The sequence below is a fragment of the Paenibacillus sp. XP01 genome, assembly GCF_057364885.1.
Map to the genome: position 1 here is coordinate 6813996 of NZ_CP139481.1, position 18109 is coordinate 6832104.

An 18109-nucleotide genomic window follows, 5' to 3' on the forward strand; every position below is an offset into this window, starting at 1 on the left:
GTTTTGTCCGTCGGAACGGCCGCCATCGCTACGAAGTTGTTCGGCGCATCGTGCACCGCCTTAGGTACTGACGGGGGTTCGTTTGCGCTCGGCGAGTCTGTTTCCGTTTCCGAATCGCTTGGCACCTTCCCCGCATCAGATCCGGACGACGGTTCATCCACGCTCGGCGCGTCTGTTTCCGTTCCGGAATCGTCTGGCGCACTCCCCGCATCAGATTCGGACGACGGTTCGTCCGCGCTCGGCGAGTCTGTTTCCGTTCCGGAATCGTTTAGCGCACTATCCGCGTCGGATCCCGACGACGGCTCGTCCGTGCTCAGCGAGGCAGATTCACTGACTGCTTCCGTTCCCGAATCGTTTGGCGCACTCTCCGCATATGCGCCGGCAGAAAACATCACTGTCTGCAAAACAAGCAAAATTGCCATAAATAAAGACAGCAACGGTTTACCTATACTGCGTTTTTGTTTCAATACCGAAACCTCCTCCATCCTCTAAATCTCTGAAACATATTTTGGTGACTGCAAGATCATCTACCCGATATAACGGCTCACGCGAATAAACATACGCTTTTTGCCTAGGTCCCCTTGACCATTTCCATCGACGAATTTCAAGGCGTTCGTATGAACGGATGAATGCCGGAGTATGCAGGCCGTTGACCTCGCCTTAGTACTTTTTTCCTCCTTTCCTTCAGCCATCTTCGCCACGTACATACTGTAGTGGGAAATACGACCAAATTACAAAGCGTGCCCTTCTATTATATGAAGAAGGACCTATACAAAAAATAGACACTGCTCGACAATAAAGCGTAAGATTCGGTATCCAACCTCAAAATCCGGTCAGATTCGACCTACAACCAAGAGCAAAACGAAAAAAAACCTTAATCCTGTCGTTTAATCAGCCAGACCACGCTTTTTTTAGGCATAAAGAATCATTTTAAAACAGTACTTAGAACCTATAAAAATTCATAATAATGAACAATAGTGAACCTCTAAAAGAAAGGATTCTGAAAAAGAAAAATAGGTGTTATGACAGAGGCTTGCCATTATTTCATTCGGGGATTTACACGCTAAATGAATTTAAAGAGAGGAAGGCATTCAAAATACAGCGCTCGGCTGAACGATGTGGAGTTGCGTAAGAGGCAATATCACAAGCGTTAAAAAGGCTCACTCCCTCTTCACAAGTGGAAAAAGCCCTCTAAATGGTGGTCAAGTTTTTTAATCAAACTTTGTATAGTGTAAACGTTGCAATGTGTACAGTGTACGACCCCAATCCTGGGCATATATTAATAGTCTAATAGACGGCCATCATCGTTCCATTGACCATACATTTTGTTTTCTCTCGTGTTGGATATAAATTTGTCTAATCTGCTCTTAAATAATTCCGGCTGCTTCTTATTGCTCTGTATCGTGTCGATCTGAACCCTTTTATAAAGATCTGGAAATGACAGAAAATTTTCATATACCTGCTTTTCCTCTCTTAGCCTGTGCTCTATAACCGGGTCGATGCGAAAAGAATCGTAATCCATCTCAGGTAGAACCTTTCTCCCTTCGTCTGTCATCAACCCCAACTTTTCGAGGCGGCGGACACGCTCTTTATTCAATTCAGTCCATGAGCTTTTTTTGCTTCGAGGGGACAGTCTCTGAGCCAGCTCCGTTTCGGATATTTTCTTCTTGACCCCATCAATCCATCCAAAACACAAAGCTTCCTCGACCGCATCCAAATACAAGAGCGTATCCGATTTGGGCTTCATACGAACCAAGACCCAACAAGACTTTTCCGTCTTACAATGGTTCTGCAGCCAAATCCTCAAGTCTTCTCGTGATTTTACCGGAATGATATGATCCATCTCCATATTTGAAAAAGAAGAATAGCTATTTTTCATAAATCGTGCCTCCGTCGGTGTAATATAAAAAATGGCCTTTAGTTACAAGACCATTTTTTAGAATGCGTTTATTTTTTATTTGAAATTACGCTATCCAGAAACTGATCTGCATCACGATTAAATTTCCAGCAGACTCCAAACTTATCTACCAGCATTCCAAAGCACGAAGACCAGGGAGTATTGGATAACGGCATGATGACATGGCCGCCAAGGGACAACCGGCTGAAGTATTGTTCCAATTTTTGCTTATCGTCGATAACCAGACTAATCAAGATATTATTCCCTTTCACCAGCTCGCCTGTTACCGCCTTCATCGAAGGCAAAATGTCCGACAACATGATTTTCCCGCCTGCGAATTCTATGGAAGACTCCATGATCATATTCAATTCATTTTCCGGCATGGGGTAGTTTGGATCTTGCGGGATATCCCCGAATTTCACTTTTTTGACTTCAGTTGCGTGTAAAGCCTCAGAATAAAATTCAATCGCTTGTTCTGCAGTTCCATCAAAATTTAAGTATGCAATAGCTGACATAAAGTAGTCCCTCCCTCTTCTGATGAATGTAGTATAATTCATGATAGGTGACATATGTATGGCACCATTCAACGACAAAGCAGAAAAATAAGGAGATCCTATGGAAAAGGCTGAGAGATTAATCTCGATCATCATGATTTTGCTGAAAAAAGATATCGTTTCCTCCAAAGAGCTCGCACAATTGTTCAACGTTTCTAAAAGAACCATTCTTCGCGATATGGAAACGCTGAGTCTATCAAATATCCCGATCTACTCTGTCAATGGAGTGCACGGCGGCTACGGTCTTATGGAGGAATATAAGGTCGATAAGCGTCTTCTGAACAGCTCTGACTTGGAGAATATACTAACGGCGCTCAGCGGATTGGAACAAATTCTAATTAGCGAAGAAGTTGGCGTGACGATCAAAAAAATAGAGGCAATGGTTAACCCACTTTCTCCGAAAGGTTCCATACAACTGTCTTTTTACGATTGGGAAGGTCGGTCCGAAATTCGCCAAACCTTGAAAATATGCCAGGAGGCCATAGCCAAGAGAAGATTGGTTTCATTTGACTATATGGATAAAAACGGCGCGAAAACACAAAGAATCATCGAGCCGGTTCAGCTTCATTTTAGTGAAATGAGTTGGTATTTAAAGGGGTTCTGCCTGCAGCGTATGCAATATAGGACCTTTAAATTGTCCAGGATCGATCATCTCGATTTGGATAAGAAAACCTTTAACCCTAGGGATGATTCATTAGAGCAAGAGCGCGAAGCCGATCATCCGCAACTAGTCGCTGTAAAAGCATTGATTTCGCCCAGCATAAAAGATCATTTCATAGAAAGGTATGGCCGAAAGAGCATTGAAGACTATAGTTCTGAACTTTTCTTGGCAACAATCGCTGTTCCTCAAAACAGTATTGGATTTCAATTTTTAGCCGGTTTCGGTACGAATCTGGAAATTGTGGAGCCCCAATCATATGTAAACGAATTTCGAGAGTATTTGCTTGAAATGGTAAATAAATATTCCTAGGAGGTCCCTTTAACAAAGCCGGCGGGCCCCCTACTCCAAACAATAACGATAACAGCCGCTCCGCTTGAAGGCTTCCGTACGGCAAGCTCTCATAAGAATTCGTCAATCTATATGCTGCGGTATTGAATCTCCTTCCACTTCTCCTTCAAGGCTTTCAAATCTTCTACGAAGAACCTGAGTAGATTGGGTCGTCTTCTTACTGCAAGCGGGTGATAAGTGAAGCTGATGGGCCTATCCTGCCACTCATACCAGCTGCCTCGTAACTCCTTAACAGTGGCACTCTCCATATCTGTGAATAATGTTTCCGATACGACATTGCCAAATCCAAATAATACAAGCGGCTGCTTCTGAAAGATCTGCATTTGTAGGTGAGGGAGACAAGCTGCTCTGGCCTCAGGTTTATTGTAGGCGCGCATCGGTCGGCATTTCAGTAAATAGGTGACATATACATCGTTTACATCGATCCCCGCTTCTCTCATGCCGAATTGGAGCGTTTCTCGGGTACCGCATAAAAACGAATTCCCTTCCCGGTCCTCTCGCGCTCCGGGGTTATCCAGAATCAACATAAGCGGGGCCTTCGGATTTCCTTCCCCCCAGACGACACGATTCCGCTGTTTGGATAGTTCGCAAATTTCACAGTGCTCTATACCATGGGGCGCTTGTTCTTCAGGTAAGATTACATAAGGATGATCCATTTCCTTGTCGTGGCGTCTCCTTCCTTTTACACGTAATGAACCTATTATGCCCACTCAAAACAAAAACTTGCCCTTATTGATGATACGGTTCAGATTAACGGACCTACCGGCACAAAAAACAACCACTGACGACTTCAGGTCATCAATGGTTGTTTGCATTGCTATATTCATGCACAAAAGGCCACCGATATACTGCCTCTATCTCATTAAGGCTTCGATACGGATACGAGAAGCTCGTTTCCCCCGGAGATGACCGTCACTTCAGGCGGTAGGATCAGGTCCTTCACGAAGCGCGTATCTCCGATTTCCATCGCACTGATGTCCAGTTCAACGGTAGACGGCAGGTCTTTCGGAAGGGCCTCTACTTCAACATAGGGATCCTGGATTTGCACAACGCCGGCCGACTTCGTTCCGATCGGAGTACCTACGAACTTCACCCCGAGCTTCGTACGTATGACCTCGCCTGTCTGAACGAACTGAAAGTCGACATGCACAAGCGCGCCGGTTACCGGGTCTCGCTGAAGATCCTCCATCAGCACCGTCATTGACCGCTCACCTTCCATCTGCAGCTCAATAAAGCCGGACGCCCCTTTTCTCAGCCATTTTTCAAATTGTTTAGCGGAAATATGAATGATTTCGTTATTAGCGTTTTTGCCGAACACAACCCCTGGCAAACGCCCCTTTTGACGTAAATTGCGTAGTCCCGAAGAATTCAATCGTGGACGTCTTTCTGTATGAATGCATGCATCCATGCTCTACCTCTCCTTTACATGAGTGATCTTAGCGCGCTACAGCCGCCGTCGAACCTCCCCTGCCGGGGATCAATAGAGAAACATAGCATCCAGACCTCCATCCTTTTAGATAGATAGCAATACACATTAAATGTAAAAACCCACAAATATAGACGAAGGCACCCCACTCCGAAGAGTGGAATGCCTAATGGGTTTCATCTACTATATCATAGATTGGCTTGTCAAACCATAGAGCTCCGCAATCGGCGTACGTCCCGGATCGGCGGCATTCCAAACATCCGTGCATATTCCCTGCTAAAATGCGATGGGCTCTCGTACCCCACCTGGAACGCTGCTTCCGCCGCATCGATCGATCCAGAGAGGAGCAGCCGGCGCGCCTCCTGCAATCGGATTTGCTTTTGGAACTGGATCGGGCTCATGCCCGTGACTTCCTTAAAATAATCGTACAAAGACGAAGCGCTCATACGGGCCTCCGCTGCCAATTCATCCACTCGGAGGGGTTGGGCAAACTCGCGATTAAGCTTCTCAACGACCCCCGCGATTCGCTGTGCATGGCTTCCGACAACTGCAAATTGCATCAGTGATGCGCTGTTTTCGTTCTGAAGCACCCGGTAAATGATTTCCCGCATAGCATAAGGCGCAAGCACCGGGATATCCCGCGGCGTTTCAACCAGTTTCAAAAGCCGCAGCACGGCATCCAGAAGCGTATCGCTCACCCGGCTTACCTTCAATCCCCGGCTGGTCTCATTGCCTGGTCGGATGGCATCGCCGGATGCCTGAATGACATCAAGAATTTGGCTCATATCAAAAAGGATCTGCAGGCTCAAGTACGGCGCTTCCTTCGAAGCCTCTACCACTTGCCCCGTAATCGGTAAATGTACCGAAGCGGTTAAATAGCTGCTCGGGTCATACCGATACACCTCTTGTGCTAGCATGACCACTTTGGAACCCTGCGCCACGACGCAAAGGGAAGGCTCATAGACAGAGTATACCGGCTCGGATAACCGGGAAGAACGAATCAAGCGCAACCCGGGAACTTCCGTATCATGCGTACCGTCTTCCGGTGTGAACTTCTCGATGATGCGCAGCATTTCTCTCCTTTGTTTCTCGAACCATTCCTCCATCCCTTTCTCCCCCTTTTATCCATAAGATTAACTTAAATTTATCCTCTTCTGGAGGATTAGGCAATCATTGCGTTTGATCCGGCTACCGACTTGCTTCCCGAAAGAACGATAATGAACATGTAAGACATGCGATACACCCGGCACGGAGGTCCTAACCGCAGGAAACGAGTGGCGGGCAGGATTCAGTTTAGCATCACAAATGGAAGGAGAATATTCAATGAGTACTCAAAACGAACAATCCCATCCCTATGTCGGCATGTGGGTGACCAAAGACGGTTATATCCGGCATGAGCTGCTGCCGAACGGGCGGTATGACGAAGCACGCGGAAAACAAAAGAGCGCTTACCAAGGCAGATACACCATCGTAGGTGACCATATCGAATATGTGGATGATACAGGGTTTACAGCGGACGGCGATTTCCGCGATTCGGTGCTCTACCACGCCGGCATGGTTCTCTATCGTGAAAAATGAATCAAATTTAAAAGGGGAAATGTGCAATGTCTGAAATCCATGGAAAAGTCATTTTGATTACAGGAGCAAGCAGCGGAATCGGCGAAGCAACGGCGAGGCTTCTCGCCAGCCAGGGGGCCCATGTCGTCATTGGAGCCAGACGCGTGGAAAGACTGGAAGCTCTGGCATCCCTCATTGAGGCCGAAGGAGGCTTGGTCGCTTATCAACAATTGGACGTTACAAATATCGATCAGATGCAGGCATTTGTCCACTTGGCGCAAAGTCGGTTTGGTCGTGTAGATGTGGTAGTGAACAATGCCGGCGTGATGCCTCTCTCTCCTTTAGAGGCCTTGAAAATCGACGAATGGAACCGGATGATCGACGTCAATATCCGAGGGGTTCTCCACGGCATTGCTGCAGGCCTCCCCGTGATGAAAGAGCAGCAATCCGGTCACATCATTAATGTGGCCTCCATCGGTGCCTACGCAGTCTCACCGACGGCAGCGGTATATTGTGCGACCAAATACGCCGTTCGCGCCATCACGGAAGGTTTGCGGCAGGAGGTTGGCAGCAGCATCCGGGTAACGCTGGTTTCTCCTGGCGTGACGGAGTCCGAGCTCGCGGAGAGCATTTCGGACGAAGAAGCGAAGGACCTCATGAAAACGTACCGACGCGACGCCCTCCCGGCTGCCGCCATAGCCCGTGCCATCGCTTATGCGATAGAACAGCCGGCAGACGTCGACGTGAACGAGCTGGTCGTTCGGCCTACAGCCCAGCTTGCCTGACGCTATCCATTGATCCCACTAACCTGCCGCTCCAAAGCGGTTGAGGTGGTTATATTTCGAAATTTAGAAAATACCTGCCGGAGCTGCCGTCCCTTGTGGTACGGTTCAGCCTTCGCGAATAAATCCCCTACTACGGATGTCTTCAAGGAAAAAGCCGCCATATCGGCGGCGGCTGCTCCGGTTATTTTCTAGAATTACTGACTTGCCTGAGTATAAGTGAATGAATACGAATCGATAAGAGTTAGACCCCGGGATTCAATAATGATGCAAGTTCCTCCTTCTTATCTTTCAGCTCCTGTTCAATCCGCTGCAGCTCACATTGCGCCTTCCGATAAGCACTCTCAGCTTGTTCAATCTGCTGTTCATACTCCTTCCTGCGCAATATGGGAATTAAGACACAGTCGTGGAACGATTCGTCTTCCCGTTCTCGAACCACCGCGTTTAGAAGAACGGGAAGTGTTCCGCCGCTGCCTGTTTTCATCATTAAATACATTTCATCCACGTGGCGATTCAGATTAATCAACGGCAAAAAGTAAATCCGAAAGAAAATTTGGCTGGACCGGGTGAGCAGGGATTCAAAGCTGGTGCCTATTACCCCTTGTTTTTCGTATTGTAACAAGTGACAAAAGGTCGCGTTGACGGCGCGGATCGTCCGATTTTGATCCATCGATAAGTAACCGCAGGGAGCATGATCCAACCGTTCGTCCATTTTAGGTATGCAGCTCGCTTTCCTGTCTCAATTCCATTGAGGCGAAATATTCACGGATGAGACGAATGGTTTCATCCGGATGGCTCAGGTGCGGACAATGCCCCGTTGCATCCATCAGTCGAAACTCGCTCCCCTTCATCTGCTGATGGACGTAAGCACCGGCTTCCAACGGAGCGATCATATCATCGGAGCATTGCAGGATCAACGAAGGCACCACGACCTTGCCGAGTTCCTTACGGTAATCAGAGAGAAAAGTGGCTTCCGCAAAATGGCGGGCTATCTTGGGATCGGTTGCGCAAAAGCTCGTTTCCAGCTCCTCGGATAGTTCCGGCCGGTCTGCATTTCCCATAATAACAGGTGCCAGATAATTCGCCCATCCTTGAAAGTTCAAATCCATCATATTCAATAAAGCCACCAAATCTTCCCGTTCAAACCCGCCGATGTAATCCGGCAGATCGTTCATATAACGCGCAGAAGGACCTATCAGAACAAGCCGCTCAAAGTAATCCGGCCTTTGAATAGATGCCAGCATACCGATCGTTGCACCGACGGAGTGACCTACCAGAATGGCATCCTGCAATTCTAGTGCTGAACAAATGTCCAAGATATCGTGGGCATAACCGTTCAGGTCATGATAACGAGATGGATCATAAGCTTGAATATCGGACCTTCCAGAACCCACGAAGTCAAACAATATCACCTTGTACTTCTCTTCGAAAGCAGGTGCGACAAAGCGCCACATATTCTGATCACAGCCAAAGCCGTGAGCAAATATAAGAGCCTTCGAACCATAGCCGGTTACCTTGACGTTGTTTCGGATGAGAATCTGCTGGCTATCCATTGTCTCTTCCTCCTAGTTGCGATGAACTCTAGCTCTAAAAGTACATTATACCACTATATCAAGATTTACAATTTAATGCTAAAGCCCTATCCGTTGCTTGGCTCCTCGCGTGTACCCATCCCAACTAGTTGAATAAACATGGCGGACTCCCGCATCTGCCTCAAAATATATTATGATTTTGCTTTAGTTCCGGCCGCAGCAAAACGTTGCCCCAGAAATCGAACGATCCATTTTCCCCATTAGCCGATGGAGGCGACTCACTTATGAGATGGTTTGCAAAATATGAACGATTTGCCCCTCAATATTGGAATCGTCGATCATCTTGAGGTATTCAGGTTTTATCAATTGATACTGCTTCATGCGGTAGAAATCCATAATTGCTTGTTTCAAGGTGATATCATACTGAATCGAAAATGATGGCTCGATAAAGCGCCGCAGCACAGCATCATCTTGAACCATAAACAGCACGGCATTCAATCTGTTGAAAATCTGCTGCTCCATTCCGGATTCAAAAAAAGCTTGTAAGTTTTTATTCCGATTTTGCAGGGCAGCTGACAGATTCTCAAAATGGTGGGGATAAAATTCCTTCAGATCTTGCAGGAACAAATCAGAGATATACATGGCACACATCAAAGATTGTAAAAACGTAATTTGAAACCGATCCAAAAAAGAGACGGACTCATCATTGGCCGTGGCGTCAGCTTTCTTCGAGTAATCAATGTAATAATCTACAACTTGTTCGATGATGTCATCTTTGGAGGCAAAATACTTATATAGCGTCACTTTGCTGATATCCATATATTTTGCGAGATCGTCGACTTTCAGTTGGCTGAATTTCGTTCTTCTAAGGACAGGTTTTATTTTTTCTATATATGTCTCCACACTCACGGCTTTTCTCACGAATACATGCCCCTTCCTGTGATACGTATCAAATGCATTATAACAAATTTGCCGTCTTATTATTTACACCAATAATTAAATGAATTAAGTTAACTAATTTAGTTAAATGAGTTTACTTAGTAAACTCGCTGTTGTATAATCGTTCCTGTACCTAATCATCCGCTTGCGGATTATACAAAGGGAGGACGATTCAAATGGAACGATCCAGTAAGGGCAAATTCTTCGGCAAAAAAGTCGTGATCACGGGAGGCAGCAGTGGAATCGGCCTCGCGTCAGCGAAGCTGCTCGTGGATGAAGGAGCACACGTGCTGATAACCGGACGTACTCAGGCGACGCTTGATGCGGCTCGTGAACAACTCGGCAACAACGCAATCGCGTTCTTGAGCGATGCCGCCTCATTGAAGGATATCGCCGCGTTAGCCGATCAAGTGAAGGTTGAATTCGGAACGATAGATGCCCTGTTCGTTAACGCAGGTGTCACCGGCTTTGTCCCGTTCGAGTCAACAACCGAGGAAACGTACGACGAGATTTTTACGGTCAACGCCAAAGGGTCGTACTTTACCGTACAAAAACTCTCTCCACTTCTAAGCACAGGAAGCGGGGTAGTACTGACTACTTCAATCGTAAACGTTGTGGGTCTCCCGATGCTCAGTGCGTATGCAGCTAGTAAAGCGGCGCTGCGCTCCATGACTCGAAGCCTGGCACGCGAGTTATTGCCTCGAAATATTCGCGTCAACGCAGTCAGTCCTGGCGTCATTGACACAGGTATCTTAGAGAAGGCGATGCCGAAAGAAGCTGCCGAACAGACAAAGGCACAGATGACACAGCAGATCCCGATGCTGCGTTTGGGCGATCCCGCCGAGGTTGCCAAAGTCGTAGCATTCCTAGCATTTGATGCTACCTATACCACCGGGGCTGAGTTCCCCGTCGACGGAGGCGGCTCCCAGATCTAAGGAATCCAGCATCTAACCCTGTGACCATGCGGCCGGTTCGCTTCCGTGACTACGGGGAACCGGCCGATGTCTTGCGTTTGGAGAGTTGGCAATCCCAGAACTAGGCCCGGGACGCATACGCTTGAGCGTATTTTGAAATATGAGGGGGGGACATCCATTGAATACGAATCAACGGGAACATATCGCATTGATTACAGGCACGAGCCAGGGAATCGGCTTGGCACTAGCCCGAAAACTTCTATCGCAGAACTGGCAGGTCATTACTTTGAACCGTTCCGATTTACCGGCGGACGATATGCTCATACAAAATGCCCTCAAGAACGGATGGCTCCGAGCCTATAAAGTGAAGGATCTCACCGATTATGGCAGCTTGAGACACACTTTGGAAGAAATCAAAAGCAAGGAGCAGCGGATAGATATGTTGTTCAACAACGCTGGAGGAGGCTTAAGTGAGCTGCGCTATTCGAAACAAGGCCGCGAAATGCATTATGAATTGTTGACGGTCGTTCCTTATATCATTCTGATGGAATTGAAGGAGCTTTTGAAAAAAGGCAGCTTAAATACGGTAATTAACACTTCATCGCAAGTGTTTAGATTTACGAAGGAGTTTTCGATCGAAAACTTGGAGCATCCCACAACCTTCCGCAAAATGTACGGCCCTTATGCAACTTCAAAGCTGGCTCTTTCGTTGTGGACCCAAGCCGTCGCACCACAACTTGCCAAGGAAGGCATCAAGATCCGCAGCGTTGATCCGGGAATTAATAACACGCTAAGAAAAGGGAAAGATTCCGGGCTGACCGGATCGTTTGGACTGTTTATGAAGCTCTTTGCCTCTCCGCCTACCCATGGCGCCAACCTGTTATTTGAAGCAGCCCTCGGTAAACACCGCAATGAAACCGGCGTGTTTTTGTTGAAAGATCGGGTGACCGACTTGAAGTTTACAGAGCACGCGCAGGGTGTGCTGGACAGAATCTCCGACATATATAGCCGTGAGTTTCTTGGTGGGAGCGTTCTTTAAGCCGAGCCGAGAAATATGCTCTGGCGCGTCTTCGAGGTAGAGGACAACAAGTCTCGGATCGTTAACTGGGAGAATGTCAATGACAGGGGCGAGGAGTTCGGAACGTTAGGGTGTTCATGCCACTTGAAAACTCGGGGACCGACGAACAGTTGGAAGAATTGCTAAAGTAAGTTCATGATCCCAAAACAACATTTCTTTGCTGCCGCAGTTTTCTGCATGAAGGCCCTATGTTATCGTGAATGAAAAAGTACCGCACATGCAAAAACCGCACAAATCCTGATCACGCTAGGTGGCCGGACTCGGGCGGTTTTCATTTTGAACAGCTAAATCTTCTTTTTTACCGGCCGTAACACTGCATAACCATATCCCTCTGGAAAATGCCGCTGGTAATCCTGTTTGATCTCCTCATCCCATTCATATCCCATTTCTTCGGGGTCGAATTTCGATGCAGCTTCTTCAACGGTTCTCATCACAGCACCATTATCCTTTAGGTAATCGAACGGCGGATGGAAAAAGACCAGGTACTCCGATTCCGGGATATCCCTGCATTCCATTCCTGCCGGAATGGGTCCATCGTACTCCGATGAAACAGGGATTCCATACAAGTATCCCTTCTGACCGTTCTGATAAAACCATCCTGCCGTCTGACCGAGCTGTCCGGGGAGGACGTGGTTCGACATACTCTCTAAAGTGCCACTGATTTCATCACAATTGTGGCCATTGTTCCAGAAATCTCCGTAGTTTTGTACACAAATGTCCCAGATGCCGATAAATTTGTGCGCCGGAATGAACTCGACTTTGATCCCAACCGGTTGCAAATGTACATTGCTCATCTTTTCGCGCTCCTTGATCCAATAATGATAAGGCGAGAATACCTCCTGACGAATAGCCAGCTTAATAGGCCTGGGCGCTTTTCGGTAGGCTGTCGGAGTAAGCTGAAAAGCCTTGCTGAATGCTCGTGTAAACGCTTCTTGCGATGAAAATCCGTACTTTACGGCAATATCCAGAATCCGCTGGTCCGTGTCACGGAGCTCCAAGGCGGCACGGCTGATTCTTCGGGTCCAGACGTAATCGCGTAATGTCATTCCAGTTAATTGGTTGAACTGCCTGGAACAATAATAGGGGGAATAGCCGAGCTGCTCCGACATATTTAAAAGAGACCTGCTTTCTGTTATGTAAGCCTCCACCCAATCCACCATAAGCTGCACCATTTCGTTCCATTCGTACATGGACGTCCTCCCTCCTTTCCCCTCAATCATATCACCAGCGATTGTGGCATATTTGATTCCAGTTGCATAACAAAAGCTTGTCTGTAACGGTTAAGTTTTTGGGCCCTCATTTGTGGTAACAGACCAAAAGCGAGAAATGGCGGAGCAGGGATGAACTCCCTGGCGCCGCCATTCCTTTAATTCTGCTGATTTTTTTATAAAGTGAACTGAACTCGAATCGCTGCTTTTTAAGCTCTGACAATTTCTTGGGATGTATTTCTTAGGCATTCTCCGCCGTAACGGGGTTAACTGCAAAGAGGGAATGAATGTTGCCTTCTGGATCTGCAAAGAAGCCCGTGGTGTGCCCCCAGGACATCACCTTCGGCGCTGTTATCCCTGTAGCCCCTTTTGAAACAAAATCATCATACATCACATAGACATCCTCAGGAGAATCACATTCGAAGTTAAGCTCAAAAGCTTGCCCTCTACGCTCTTCTACAAAAGAATGGTGGCCGTTTGTGTTATCCGCCATTAAGGGTGCCGCGAAAATGGCCAGACGAACACCATCATTCTCAAATTCAGTGTAATGTTCTTCTTCTACAAGAACCTTAAATCCCAGGACATCACGATAAAATCTAGTCAATCTAGGGACATCAAGCGCCAAAACAGTGATTCCTTCTAATTTTACTCCCATGCCCATACCTACACCCCTCCAGCATCAATTTAATCAAATTCTGTCATCGGATATCATTACTATGAAATATTATATATCATCCTCATCCACTCTTACATATTAAAGTATAATATACAAAGTCTTCCTCAACCTCCGGTACGGTTCTCCGTGCTGTCCAATCTCCCTCTCGGAATGGAATTCCTCCAGAATCAGATACCTGCCGGCTTAACGGGGTGTCGGCGAACCGCTTAAGTCGAGAAGCATTCTCCAAAGCATGTCGCGTAAAGGGAATGGTTACTACAATACTTAACGGTTGAAGGCAAAAATAAAAATGAGCCCGGTACAGTACCGAACTCATTTTGAGAAAGCTGCCTGATGAAATCACCGCGTCTAACTTTTGGGGGGCACTTCAATCATATGGCTTTTTATTTTTCAGCGACTTGGCCCAATCGTATATCAAAATTCCTACATTTAGAATTAGTTGTTTAATAATTTTGGTTGCTCATTTGCAGGCCCTACGATCGTGTTTCCGCCGAAACTGAGATGCTGACCATACTTCTCTACGATAAAGCTGTTAAACGATCCATCTGCATTCATTGTGGCAATGACTGTGGGAGCCCCTTTTTTGGTGAACGTCATTTGATCCTTGTCCCATGCATTTGTTCCTCTTGCTCCCTTATATCCTTTCAGATCCAGATTTAGCATCGTTTTTGCGTCTTTCACTGCATTCTTCATTAATGTATCCAACGTCAGATTCTTGATCTTTGCATCTTTTGCTTTTTCATCCTTTTGGAATTCTTCGTAATTATCTATGCTTTTACCATTACTATGATTTACGCCGGCTTGGAGCAGTTCCAGCGTTTGTTCTTCAATGGCAAAGCTCACATTCATCGTTTTTGATTTATACTTATATTGATACACATTCGGTTTGCCATCAAGGACAAACACACGATCCAACTTTTCTCCTTTCTTGACCTTACCATTGGTAAGCTTGGATAATACCTGAGCAGCCTTCTTCTGCACGCTTGCCGGGGCATCGTCAGGTGCATAATTTACGCCATGCAGCTCTCCGTTGTCTTCCATATAAACTTGTTTATTTTGTTTGGCATTCGATGAGATGGTACCCACATAGTAGGTTGACTCTGAGATATCCACATACTTTGGTGTTTCCCCTGGGAACAATGCTTCCCACGTTTCCTTCAGTTTGGTTTGATATTTCCCACCATTTAACTCTTCATAATTGATTTTAATACTGATATTTTCGAGCTTTCCATTCTTTTTATAAGAAATCGTATCATATTTGAAATTCTCTCTTTTAAAATTCACAAAATCTTTCATGGCTGTTCCCTGAACTAACTTATAGGTATTTCCTGTTAGCTCTTTCAGTTTATCCTGAGCCTGCTGCATAAGCTTTTGATCCACCTTAACATCCTGTGAAGCATTGATATTTACCTTGTTAGGCGAATCTGCCTGAACAGGTGTTTGGCACCCCAGCAAACTTCCTGATAATAAGGCTACTCCGAGTAAAGGGAAAATTTTCTTTTTGTTCATATCAATGAACTCCTTTCTTTTGCTACCTCATGGTTATACTGAAATATAAGTGCATCTCCAAGCCGCTTTTCAATACATATCAGTCAATTAACAATTTGAGTTCTTCATTTGGGGGACCTACGATGGTCATTCCGTAAAAATCGATTTCCTGATTATACTTATCAATGGTAAAGCTGCTAAACGATCCGTCTTTATTAAATCTGGCAGTAACTGAAGGCGCCCCTTCTTTGGTGAACGTCATATAATCTTCATCCCATGCATCTGCACTTCTTTCTCCCTTATATCCTTTCAAATCCAGACCCAGCATCGTTTTTGCGTCTTTCATTGCGTTCTTCATCAAAGTGTCCAGTGTCAACTTCTTCATCTCTGTACTCTTTTCTTTTTCTCGTTCCTGGAATTCTTCATAACTATCTACACCTTTACCATCAGTATGGTATACATCGACTTGGAGCAGTTCCAGCGTTTGTTCTTCAATGGCAAAGCTCACATTCATCGTTTTTGATTTATACTTATATTGATACACATTCGGTTTGCCATCGAGGACATACATACGATCCAACTTGGCCCCCTGCTCGACATTTCCATCGGTAAGCTTGGAGAATACCTGATCAGCCTTCTTCTGCACGCTTGCCGGGGCATTGTCAGGAGCATAATTTACGCCATAAACGTCGCCATTCTCTTGCATATAAATTTGCTTGTTTTGCATAGCATTCGATGAGATTGTACCCTCATAGTAGATTGACTCTGAGATATTCACATATTTCGGTTCTTCCCCTGGGAACAAAGCTTTCCACGTTTCCTTCAGTTTGGTTTGATATTTTCCACCGTTTAAATCTTCATAATTGATTTTAATACTGAACGTTTCGAGCTTTCCATTCATGTTATAAGCAATAATATCGTCTTTGAAGTTCTCTCTTTTAAAATGGATAGCATCTTTCGTAGCCGTTCCTTGAATTAATGTATACGTATTTCCTGTCAATTCTTTAAGTTTATCCTGAGCCTTTTGCATAGGGGTTTGCTCTGATTTAGCACCTTGTTCGATGTTTGAATTTACGTTGTTATATGCATTTGATTGATTCGACGTATCAAATCCAAGCAAACTCCCTGATAATAAGGCTGCTCCGATGATAGGAAAAATTATTTTTTTGTTCATATGAATAAACTCCTTTATTTTTTATTTACTTACATACAGTTTTTAATGGAACGCTTCAGCCACGTTGAAATAAATCTATGAAGTCAGCAGTCACCACCCCCTCTCATTGCATTGATTAGTCCGTTCCTTTTTCAGATAACTGCTTTAGCTCAATTTTAATTGAATAGATCGTTCCTTTAGAGGTGAATAGCGCAGTCACGTCTGGAGAACCCGCTTTTGTGAACGTTAATGTATCAAACCTTGATTCAAGTTTGGATACGTTATAATCAGCCAAGTCCAAATTCATCCAGGCTTTAGCCTGTTTCACGGTTTCCTCATGAATCATGTCCAGCTCAATTGCTTTTGTTTTCTCAACTAAATCATGATATTTATTTTTATCATCCAATTGATTAAGTTGATCCGACAGCGGAAAAGCTACAATCCTTGTGATCTGATTCGTATTTTTTTGTACATCAATGAGGATCGAACCCTCGTGTGTATGATACACGAACTTATACACCGGATTCTGATCGGGTCTTAAGACCATTTGACTTACTGACCGTTCACTCTCTTTAAAATCCCCAACTTTATGAAAAGCTTGGTCCGCTGCATCTTTTGCAGCATCTGGAACCTGCTCCTCTCCAATCGTTTGCTGCGCATAATACCATTTACCTTGGTCAAATTCGATGGATCTGTTTTCGTTTCGCGCCTCTATGTGAAATGTGTCCGGTTTATATTCGTACATAACCACATCATTAATTCCTTCTCCTTGGGGAAAAATCTCATTCCATACCTTTTGAAGCTGACTTTTAAACTCTTGATCCTCAATGTCATCAAAGCGAATCATCCCCGAATGAAATTTCTTATTCCCATCCGAGCCTTTTACATAAATTGTATCGGCCTTCTCATTTGGATTTACTTTCATTTCTTTGGCGAACGGATTAATATATTCAAGCAAGGATAGCCGCTCTATGGCTTGAGCCATGACAGGAGTTAGAGACACACAAAAAGCAACCAATGCCGCTGCGATAACTCCCACTCTTCTTGTGAAGATCGGTTTTTGTGGTGGCACGCTTTTGGATTCAAGTTTTTCGACAATCTGTTGACTCATGCTGTGCTCTGGCGTCTCCGTATCCCGAATCATTTGCTCCACCTGGTGAATACTAACGGTTTTAGATGGATTTGGTGATCGACGCATTCACTGTTCCTCCTTCACTAACTTCCTTCGTCTGCAGTTTTTTGCGAAGGCGTTCATACTTTTTGCGCACGGTTGCCGGCTTCATATTCATGATTTCACTAATCTCGTTAAAGTGATATCGATGAATCGCCCGGAGAACTAATATATGTCTCTCTTCGGTAGTCAGTAAATTTAGAAGATCCTTCAGTGTCGTTTGACTGTCTATTTGCTGAGTCGAAGTTTCAGGCTGATCATATTTATAACGATCGATAAAACGAAACCACCTTTTTCTGCTCCTGATTTGATTCAGACTGTAGTTGTAGGCAATTTTGTACAGCCATGCCGAGAAAGTCATATTTGGACGATACTTATGTATCTGTTCATACACTCTGATAAATATTTCTTGTAGAGCATCCTCGACTTCTTCTTTGTTTTTGAGCATATGGTAACAATAGATATACATTGGTTTTTCAAAGATTTTAATAATAGAAGCGAAAGCTTCCTTATCCCCAAGTTTAGTCCTTTCGACCAGCATCTCAATTTCTTCTGGGTTTGATTCATACTCTCTGTAGTCTCTATCCAAAAGTCATACCCCCTCCTGCCTACACTCTTAAAACACCAATGCAGCTCATTTTGTGACAGCAGCATCAAAAATAATACTTGGTCACATTATCAAGGCAAGTTTTAGAGCCATCCCTAATGGGATGGCTCGGGCGTTC

General features: G+C 45.3%; 20 protein-coding genes and 1 pseudogene. 7 read left to right on the forward strand and 14 right to left on the reverse strand.

The genetic code is table 11. The features are described 5' to 3' along the window. Nucleotides 1-3 precede the first annotated feature (3 nt). Nucleotides 4-492, forward strand: coding sequence for a hypothetical protein (locus tag SNR34_RS30605; RefSeq protein WP_486180888.1), 489 nt, complete (start codon nucleotides 4-6; stop codon nucleotides 490-492). Between the two features lie 787 nt (nucleotides 493-1279). On the opposite strand, the gene SNR34_RS30610 is transcribed toward SNR34_RS30605, so the two are convergent. Further along, the gene (locus SNR34_RS30610) at nucleotides 1280-1849 is read right to left on the reverse strand and encodes a YdeI/OmpD-associated family protein (protein ID WP_486182537.1); all 570 of its coding nucleotides are present in this window, start codon (nucleotides 1847-1849) and stop codon (nucleotides 1280-1282) included. 98 nt (nucleotides 1850-1947) lie between these two features. Then, the gene (locus SNR34_RS30615) at nucleotides 1948-2412 is read right to left on the reverse strand and encodes a VOC family protein (RefSeq protein WP_486180889.1); all 465 of its coding nucleotides are present in this window, start codon (nucleotides 2410-2412) and stop codon (nucleotides 1948-1950) included. A gap of 100 nt (nucleotides 2413-2512) precedes the next feature. On the opposite strand from SNR34_RS30615, the gene SNR34_RS30620 reads away from it, so the two are divergent. Continuing rightward, nucleotides 2513-3421, forward strand: coding sequence for a helix-turn-helix transcriptional regulator (locus SNR34_RS30620; RefSeq protein ID WP_486180890.1), 909 nt, complete (start codon nucleotides 2513-2515; stop codon nucleotides 3419-3421). Between the two features lie 107 nt (nucleotides 3422-3528). Here SNR34_RS30620 and SNR34_RS30625 read toward each other — a convergent pair whose 3' ends face one another. From SNR34_RS30625 to SNR34_RS30635, 3 genes are all read right to left on the reverse strand, one after another. Next, complete coding sequence (locus SNR34_RS30625; protein ID WP_486180891.1) at nucleotides 3529-4116, reverse strand: uracil-DNA glycosylase; 588 nt, start codon at nucleotides 4114-4116, stop codon at nucleotides 3529-3531. 206 nt (nucleotides 4117-4322) lie between these two features. After that, complete coding sequence (locus tag SNR34_RS30630) at nucleotides 4323-4868, reverse strand: 50S ribosomal protein L25 (protein WP_486180892.1); 546 nt, start codon at nucleotides 4866-4868, stop codon at nucleotides 4323-4325. A 221-nt stretch (nucleotides 4869-5089) separates the two neighbouring features. Further along, nucleotides 5090-5992 carry an AraC family transcriptional regulator gene (locus SNR34_RS30635; protein ID WP_339275376.1) on the reverse strand — a complete coding sequence of 301 codons (903 nt, stop codon included), beginning with the start codon at nucleotides 5990-5992 and terminating at the stop codon, nucleotides 5090-5092. 217 nt (nucleotides 5993-6209) lie between these two features. Between SNR34_RS30635 and SNR34_RS30640 the strand changes: the two genes are divergently transcribed. Together SNR34_RS30640 and SNR34_RS30645 are read left to right on the forward strand one after the other, a co-directional pair. Further along, complete coding sequence (locus SNR34_RS30640; RefSeq protein WP_236413585.1) at nucleotides 6210-6464, forward strand: Atu4866 domain-containing protein; 255 nt, start codon at nucleotides 6210-6212, stop codon at nucleotides 6462-6464. Nucleotides 6465-6490: 26 nt separating this feature from the next. Then, entirely contained in the window at nucleotides 6491-7228 is a 738-nt protein-coding gene (locus SNR34_RS30645) for an SDR family oxidoreductase (RefSeq protein ID WP_486180893.1), read from the forward strand. Between the two features lie 241 nt (nucleotides 7229-7469). Here the strand turns inward: SNR34_RS30645 and SNR34_RS30650 are convergent, their stop codons facing one another. From SNR34_RS30650 to SNR34_RS30660, 3 genes are all read right to left on the reverse strand, one after another. Next, nucleotides 7470-7937, reverse strand: a complete 468-nt coding sequence (locus SNR34_RS30650) for a PAS domain S-box protein (protein WP_339275382.1) — start codon at nucleotides 7935-7937, stop codon at nucleotides 7470-7472. 1 nt (nucleotide 7938) lies between these two features. Beyond that, the gene (locus tag SNR34_RS30655; RefSeq protein ID WP_486180894.1) at nucleotides 7939-8778 is read right to left on the reverse strand and encodes an alpha/beta fold hydrolase; all 840 of its coding nucleotides are present in this window, start codon (nucleotides 8776-8778) and stop codon (nucleotides 7939-7941) included. 261 nt (nucleotides 8779-9039) lie between these two features. After that, nucleotides 9040-9678: a TetR/AcrR family transcriptional regulator gene (locus SNR34_RS30660; protein WP_236413589.1), complete on the reverse strand. Its 639-nt coding sequence runs from the start codon at nucleotides 9676-9678 to the stop codon at nucleotides 9040-9042. 194 nt (nucleotides 9679-9872) lie between these two features. Here SNR34_RS30660 and SNR34_RS30665 point away from each other — a divergent pair, with 194 nt between their 5' ends. Both SNR34_RS30665 and SNR34_RS30670 read left to right on the forward strand, forming a co-directional pair. Continuing rightward, nucleotides 9873-10631: an SDR family oxidoreductase gene (locus SNR34_RS30665; RefSeq protein WP_486180895.1), complete on the forward strand. Its 759-nt coding sequence runs from the start codon at nucleotides 9873-9875 to the stop codon at nucleotides 10629-10631. A gap of 157 nt (nucleotides 10632-10788) precedes the next feature. After that, nucleotides 10789-11649 carry an SDR family NAD(P)-dependent oxidoreductase gene (locus SNR34_RS30670; protein ID WP_486180896.1) on the forward strand — a complete coding sequence of 287 codons (861 nt, stop codon included), beginning with the start codon at nucleotides 10789-10791 and terminating at the stop codon, nucleotides 11647-11649. Nucleotides 11650-11972: 323 nt separating this feature from the next. Here SNR34_RS30670 and SNR34_RS30675 read toward each other — a convergent pair whose 3' ends face one another. Then, nucleotides 11973-12878: a helix-turn-helix domain-containing protein gene (locus tag SNR34_RS30675; protein WP_486180897.1), complete on the reverse strand. Its 906-nt coding sequence runs from the start codon at nucleotides 12876-12878 to the stop codon at nucleotides 11973-11975. Nucleotides 12879-13137: 259 nt separating this feature from the next. Beyond that, nucleotides 13138-13557: a VOC family protein gene (locus SNR34_RS30680; protein ID WP_236413594.1), complete on the reverse strand. Its 420-nt coding sequence runs from the start codon at nucleotides 13555-13557 to the stop codon at nucleotides 13138-13140. Nucleotides 13558-13777: 220 nt separating this feature from the next. On the opposite strand from SNR34_RS30680, the pseudogene SNR34_RS30685 reads away from it, so the two are divergent. Beyond that, nucleotides 13778-13906, forward strand: a pseudogene (locus tag SNR34_RS30685) (IS3 family transposase); the annotation flags it as partial. Nucleotides 13907-14007: 101 nt separating this feature from the next. On the opposite strand, the gene SNR34_RS30690 reads toward SNR34_RS30685, so the two are convergent. The 4 genes from SNR34_RS30690 to SNR34_RS30705 all read right to left on the reverse strand — a co-directional run bounded on the left by SNR34_RS30690 (nucleotide 14008) and on the right by SNR34_RS30705 (nucleotide 17973). Then, on the reverse strand, nucleotides 14008-15081 hold the full coding sequence (locus SNR34_RS30690; protein ID WP_486180898.1) for a hypothetical protein: 1074 nt from the start codon (nucleotides 15079-15081) through the stop codon (nucleotides 14008-14010). Nucleotides 15082-15160: 79 nt separating this feature from the next. Continuing rightward, a complete protein-coding gene (locus SNR34_RS30695; RefSeq protein ID WP_486180899.1) occupies nucleotides 15161-16234 on the reverse strand; it encodes a hypothetical protein in 1074 nt (357 codons plus the stop codon). Nucleotides 16235-16349: 115 nt separating this feature from the next. Then, nucleotides 16350-17411: a hypothetical protein gene (locus SNR34_RS30700; protein ID WP_486180900.1), complete on the reverse strand. Its 1062-nt coding sequence runs from the start codon at nucleotides 17409-17411 to the stop codon at nucleotides 16350-16352. Further along, nucleotides 17386-17973 carry an RNA polymerase sigma factor gene (locus SNR34_RS30705; RefSeq protein ID WP_236413600.1) on the reverse strand — a complete coding sequence of 196 codons (588 nt, stop codon included), beginning with the start codon at nucleotides 17971-17973 and terminating at the stop codon, nucleotides 17386-17388. The genes SNR34_RS30700 and SNR34_RS30705 overlap by 26 nt, the downstream gene beginning before the upstream one ends. Nucleotides 17974-18109 lie beyond the last annotated feature (136 nt).

Bases quoted from the DNA above. Each gene is read 5' to 3' on its own strand.
- SNR34_RS30625 (WP_486180891.1), bottom strand. From the start codon at position 4,116: ATGGATCATCCTTATGTAATCTTACCTGAAGAACAAGCGCCCCATGGT.
- SNR34_RS30630 (WP_486180892.1), bottom strand. From the start codon at position 4,868: ATGGATGCATGCATTCATACAGAAAGACGTCCACGATTGAATTCTTCG.
- SNR34_RS30610 (WP_486182537.1), bottom strand. From the start codon at position 1,849: ATGGAGATGGATCATATCATTCCGGTAAAATCACGAGAAGACTTGAGG.
- SNR34_RS30665 (WP_486180895.1), top strand. From the start codon at position 9,873: ATGGAACGATCCAGTAAGGGCAAATTCTTCGGCAAAAAAGTCGTGATC.
- SNR34_RS30675 (WP_486180897.1), bottom strand. From the start codon at position 12,878: ATGTACGAATGGAACGAAATGGTGCAGCTTATGGTGGATTGGGTGGAG.
- SNR34_RS30640 (WP_236413585.1), top strand. From the start codon at position 6,210: ATGAGTACTCAAAACGAACAATCCCATCCCTATGTCGGCATGTGGGTG.
- SNR34_RS30635 (WP_339275376.1), bottom strand. From the start codon at position 5,992: ATGGAGGAATGGTTCGAGAAACAAAGGAGAGAAATGCTGCGCATCATC.
- SNR34_RS30690 (WP_486180898.1), bottom strand. From the start codon at position 15,081: ATGAACAAAAAGAAAATTTTCCCTTTACTCGGAGTAGCCTTATTATCA.
- SNR34_RS30645 (WP_486180893.1), top strand. From the start codon at position 6,491: ATGTCTGAAATCCATGGAAAAGTCATTTTGATTACAGGAGCAAGCAGC.
- SNR34_RS30615 (WP_486180889.1), bottom strand. From the start codon at position 2,412: ATGTCAGCTATTGCATACTTAAATTTTGATGGAACTGCAGAACAAGCG.
- SNR34_RS30650 (WP_339275382.1), bottom strand. From the start codon at position 7,937: ATGGACGAACGGTTGGATCATGCTCCCTGCGGTTACTTATCGATGGAT.
- SNR34_RS30680 (WP_236413594.1), bottom strand. From the start codon at position 13,557: ATGGGCATGGGAGTAAAATTAGAAGGAATCACTGTTTTGGCGCTTGAT.
- SNR34_RS30620 (WP_486180890.1), top strand. From the start codon at position 2,513: ATGGAAAAGGCTGAGAGATTAATCTCGATCATCATGATTTTGCTGAAA.
- SNR34_RS30695 (WP_486180899.1), bottom strand. From the start codon at position 16,234: ATGAACAAAAAAATAATTTTTCCTATCATCGGAGCAGCCTTATTATCA.
- SNR34_RS30700 (WP_486180900.1), bottom strand. From the start codon at position 17,411: ATGCGTCGATCACCAAATCCATCTAAAACCGTTAGTATTCACCAGGTG.
- SNR34_RS30655 (WP_486180894.1), bottom strand. From the start codon at position 8,778: ATGGATAGCCAGCAGATTCTCATCCGAAACAACGTCAAGGTAACCGGC.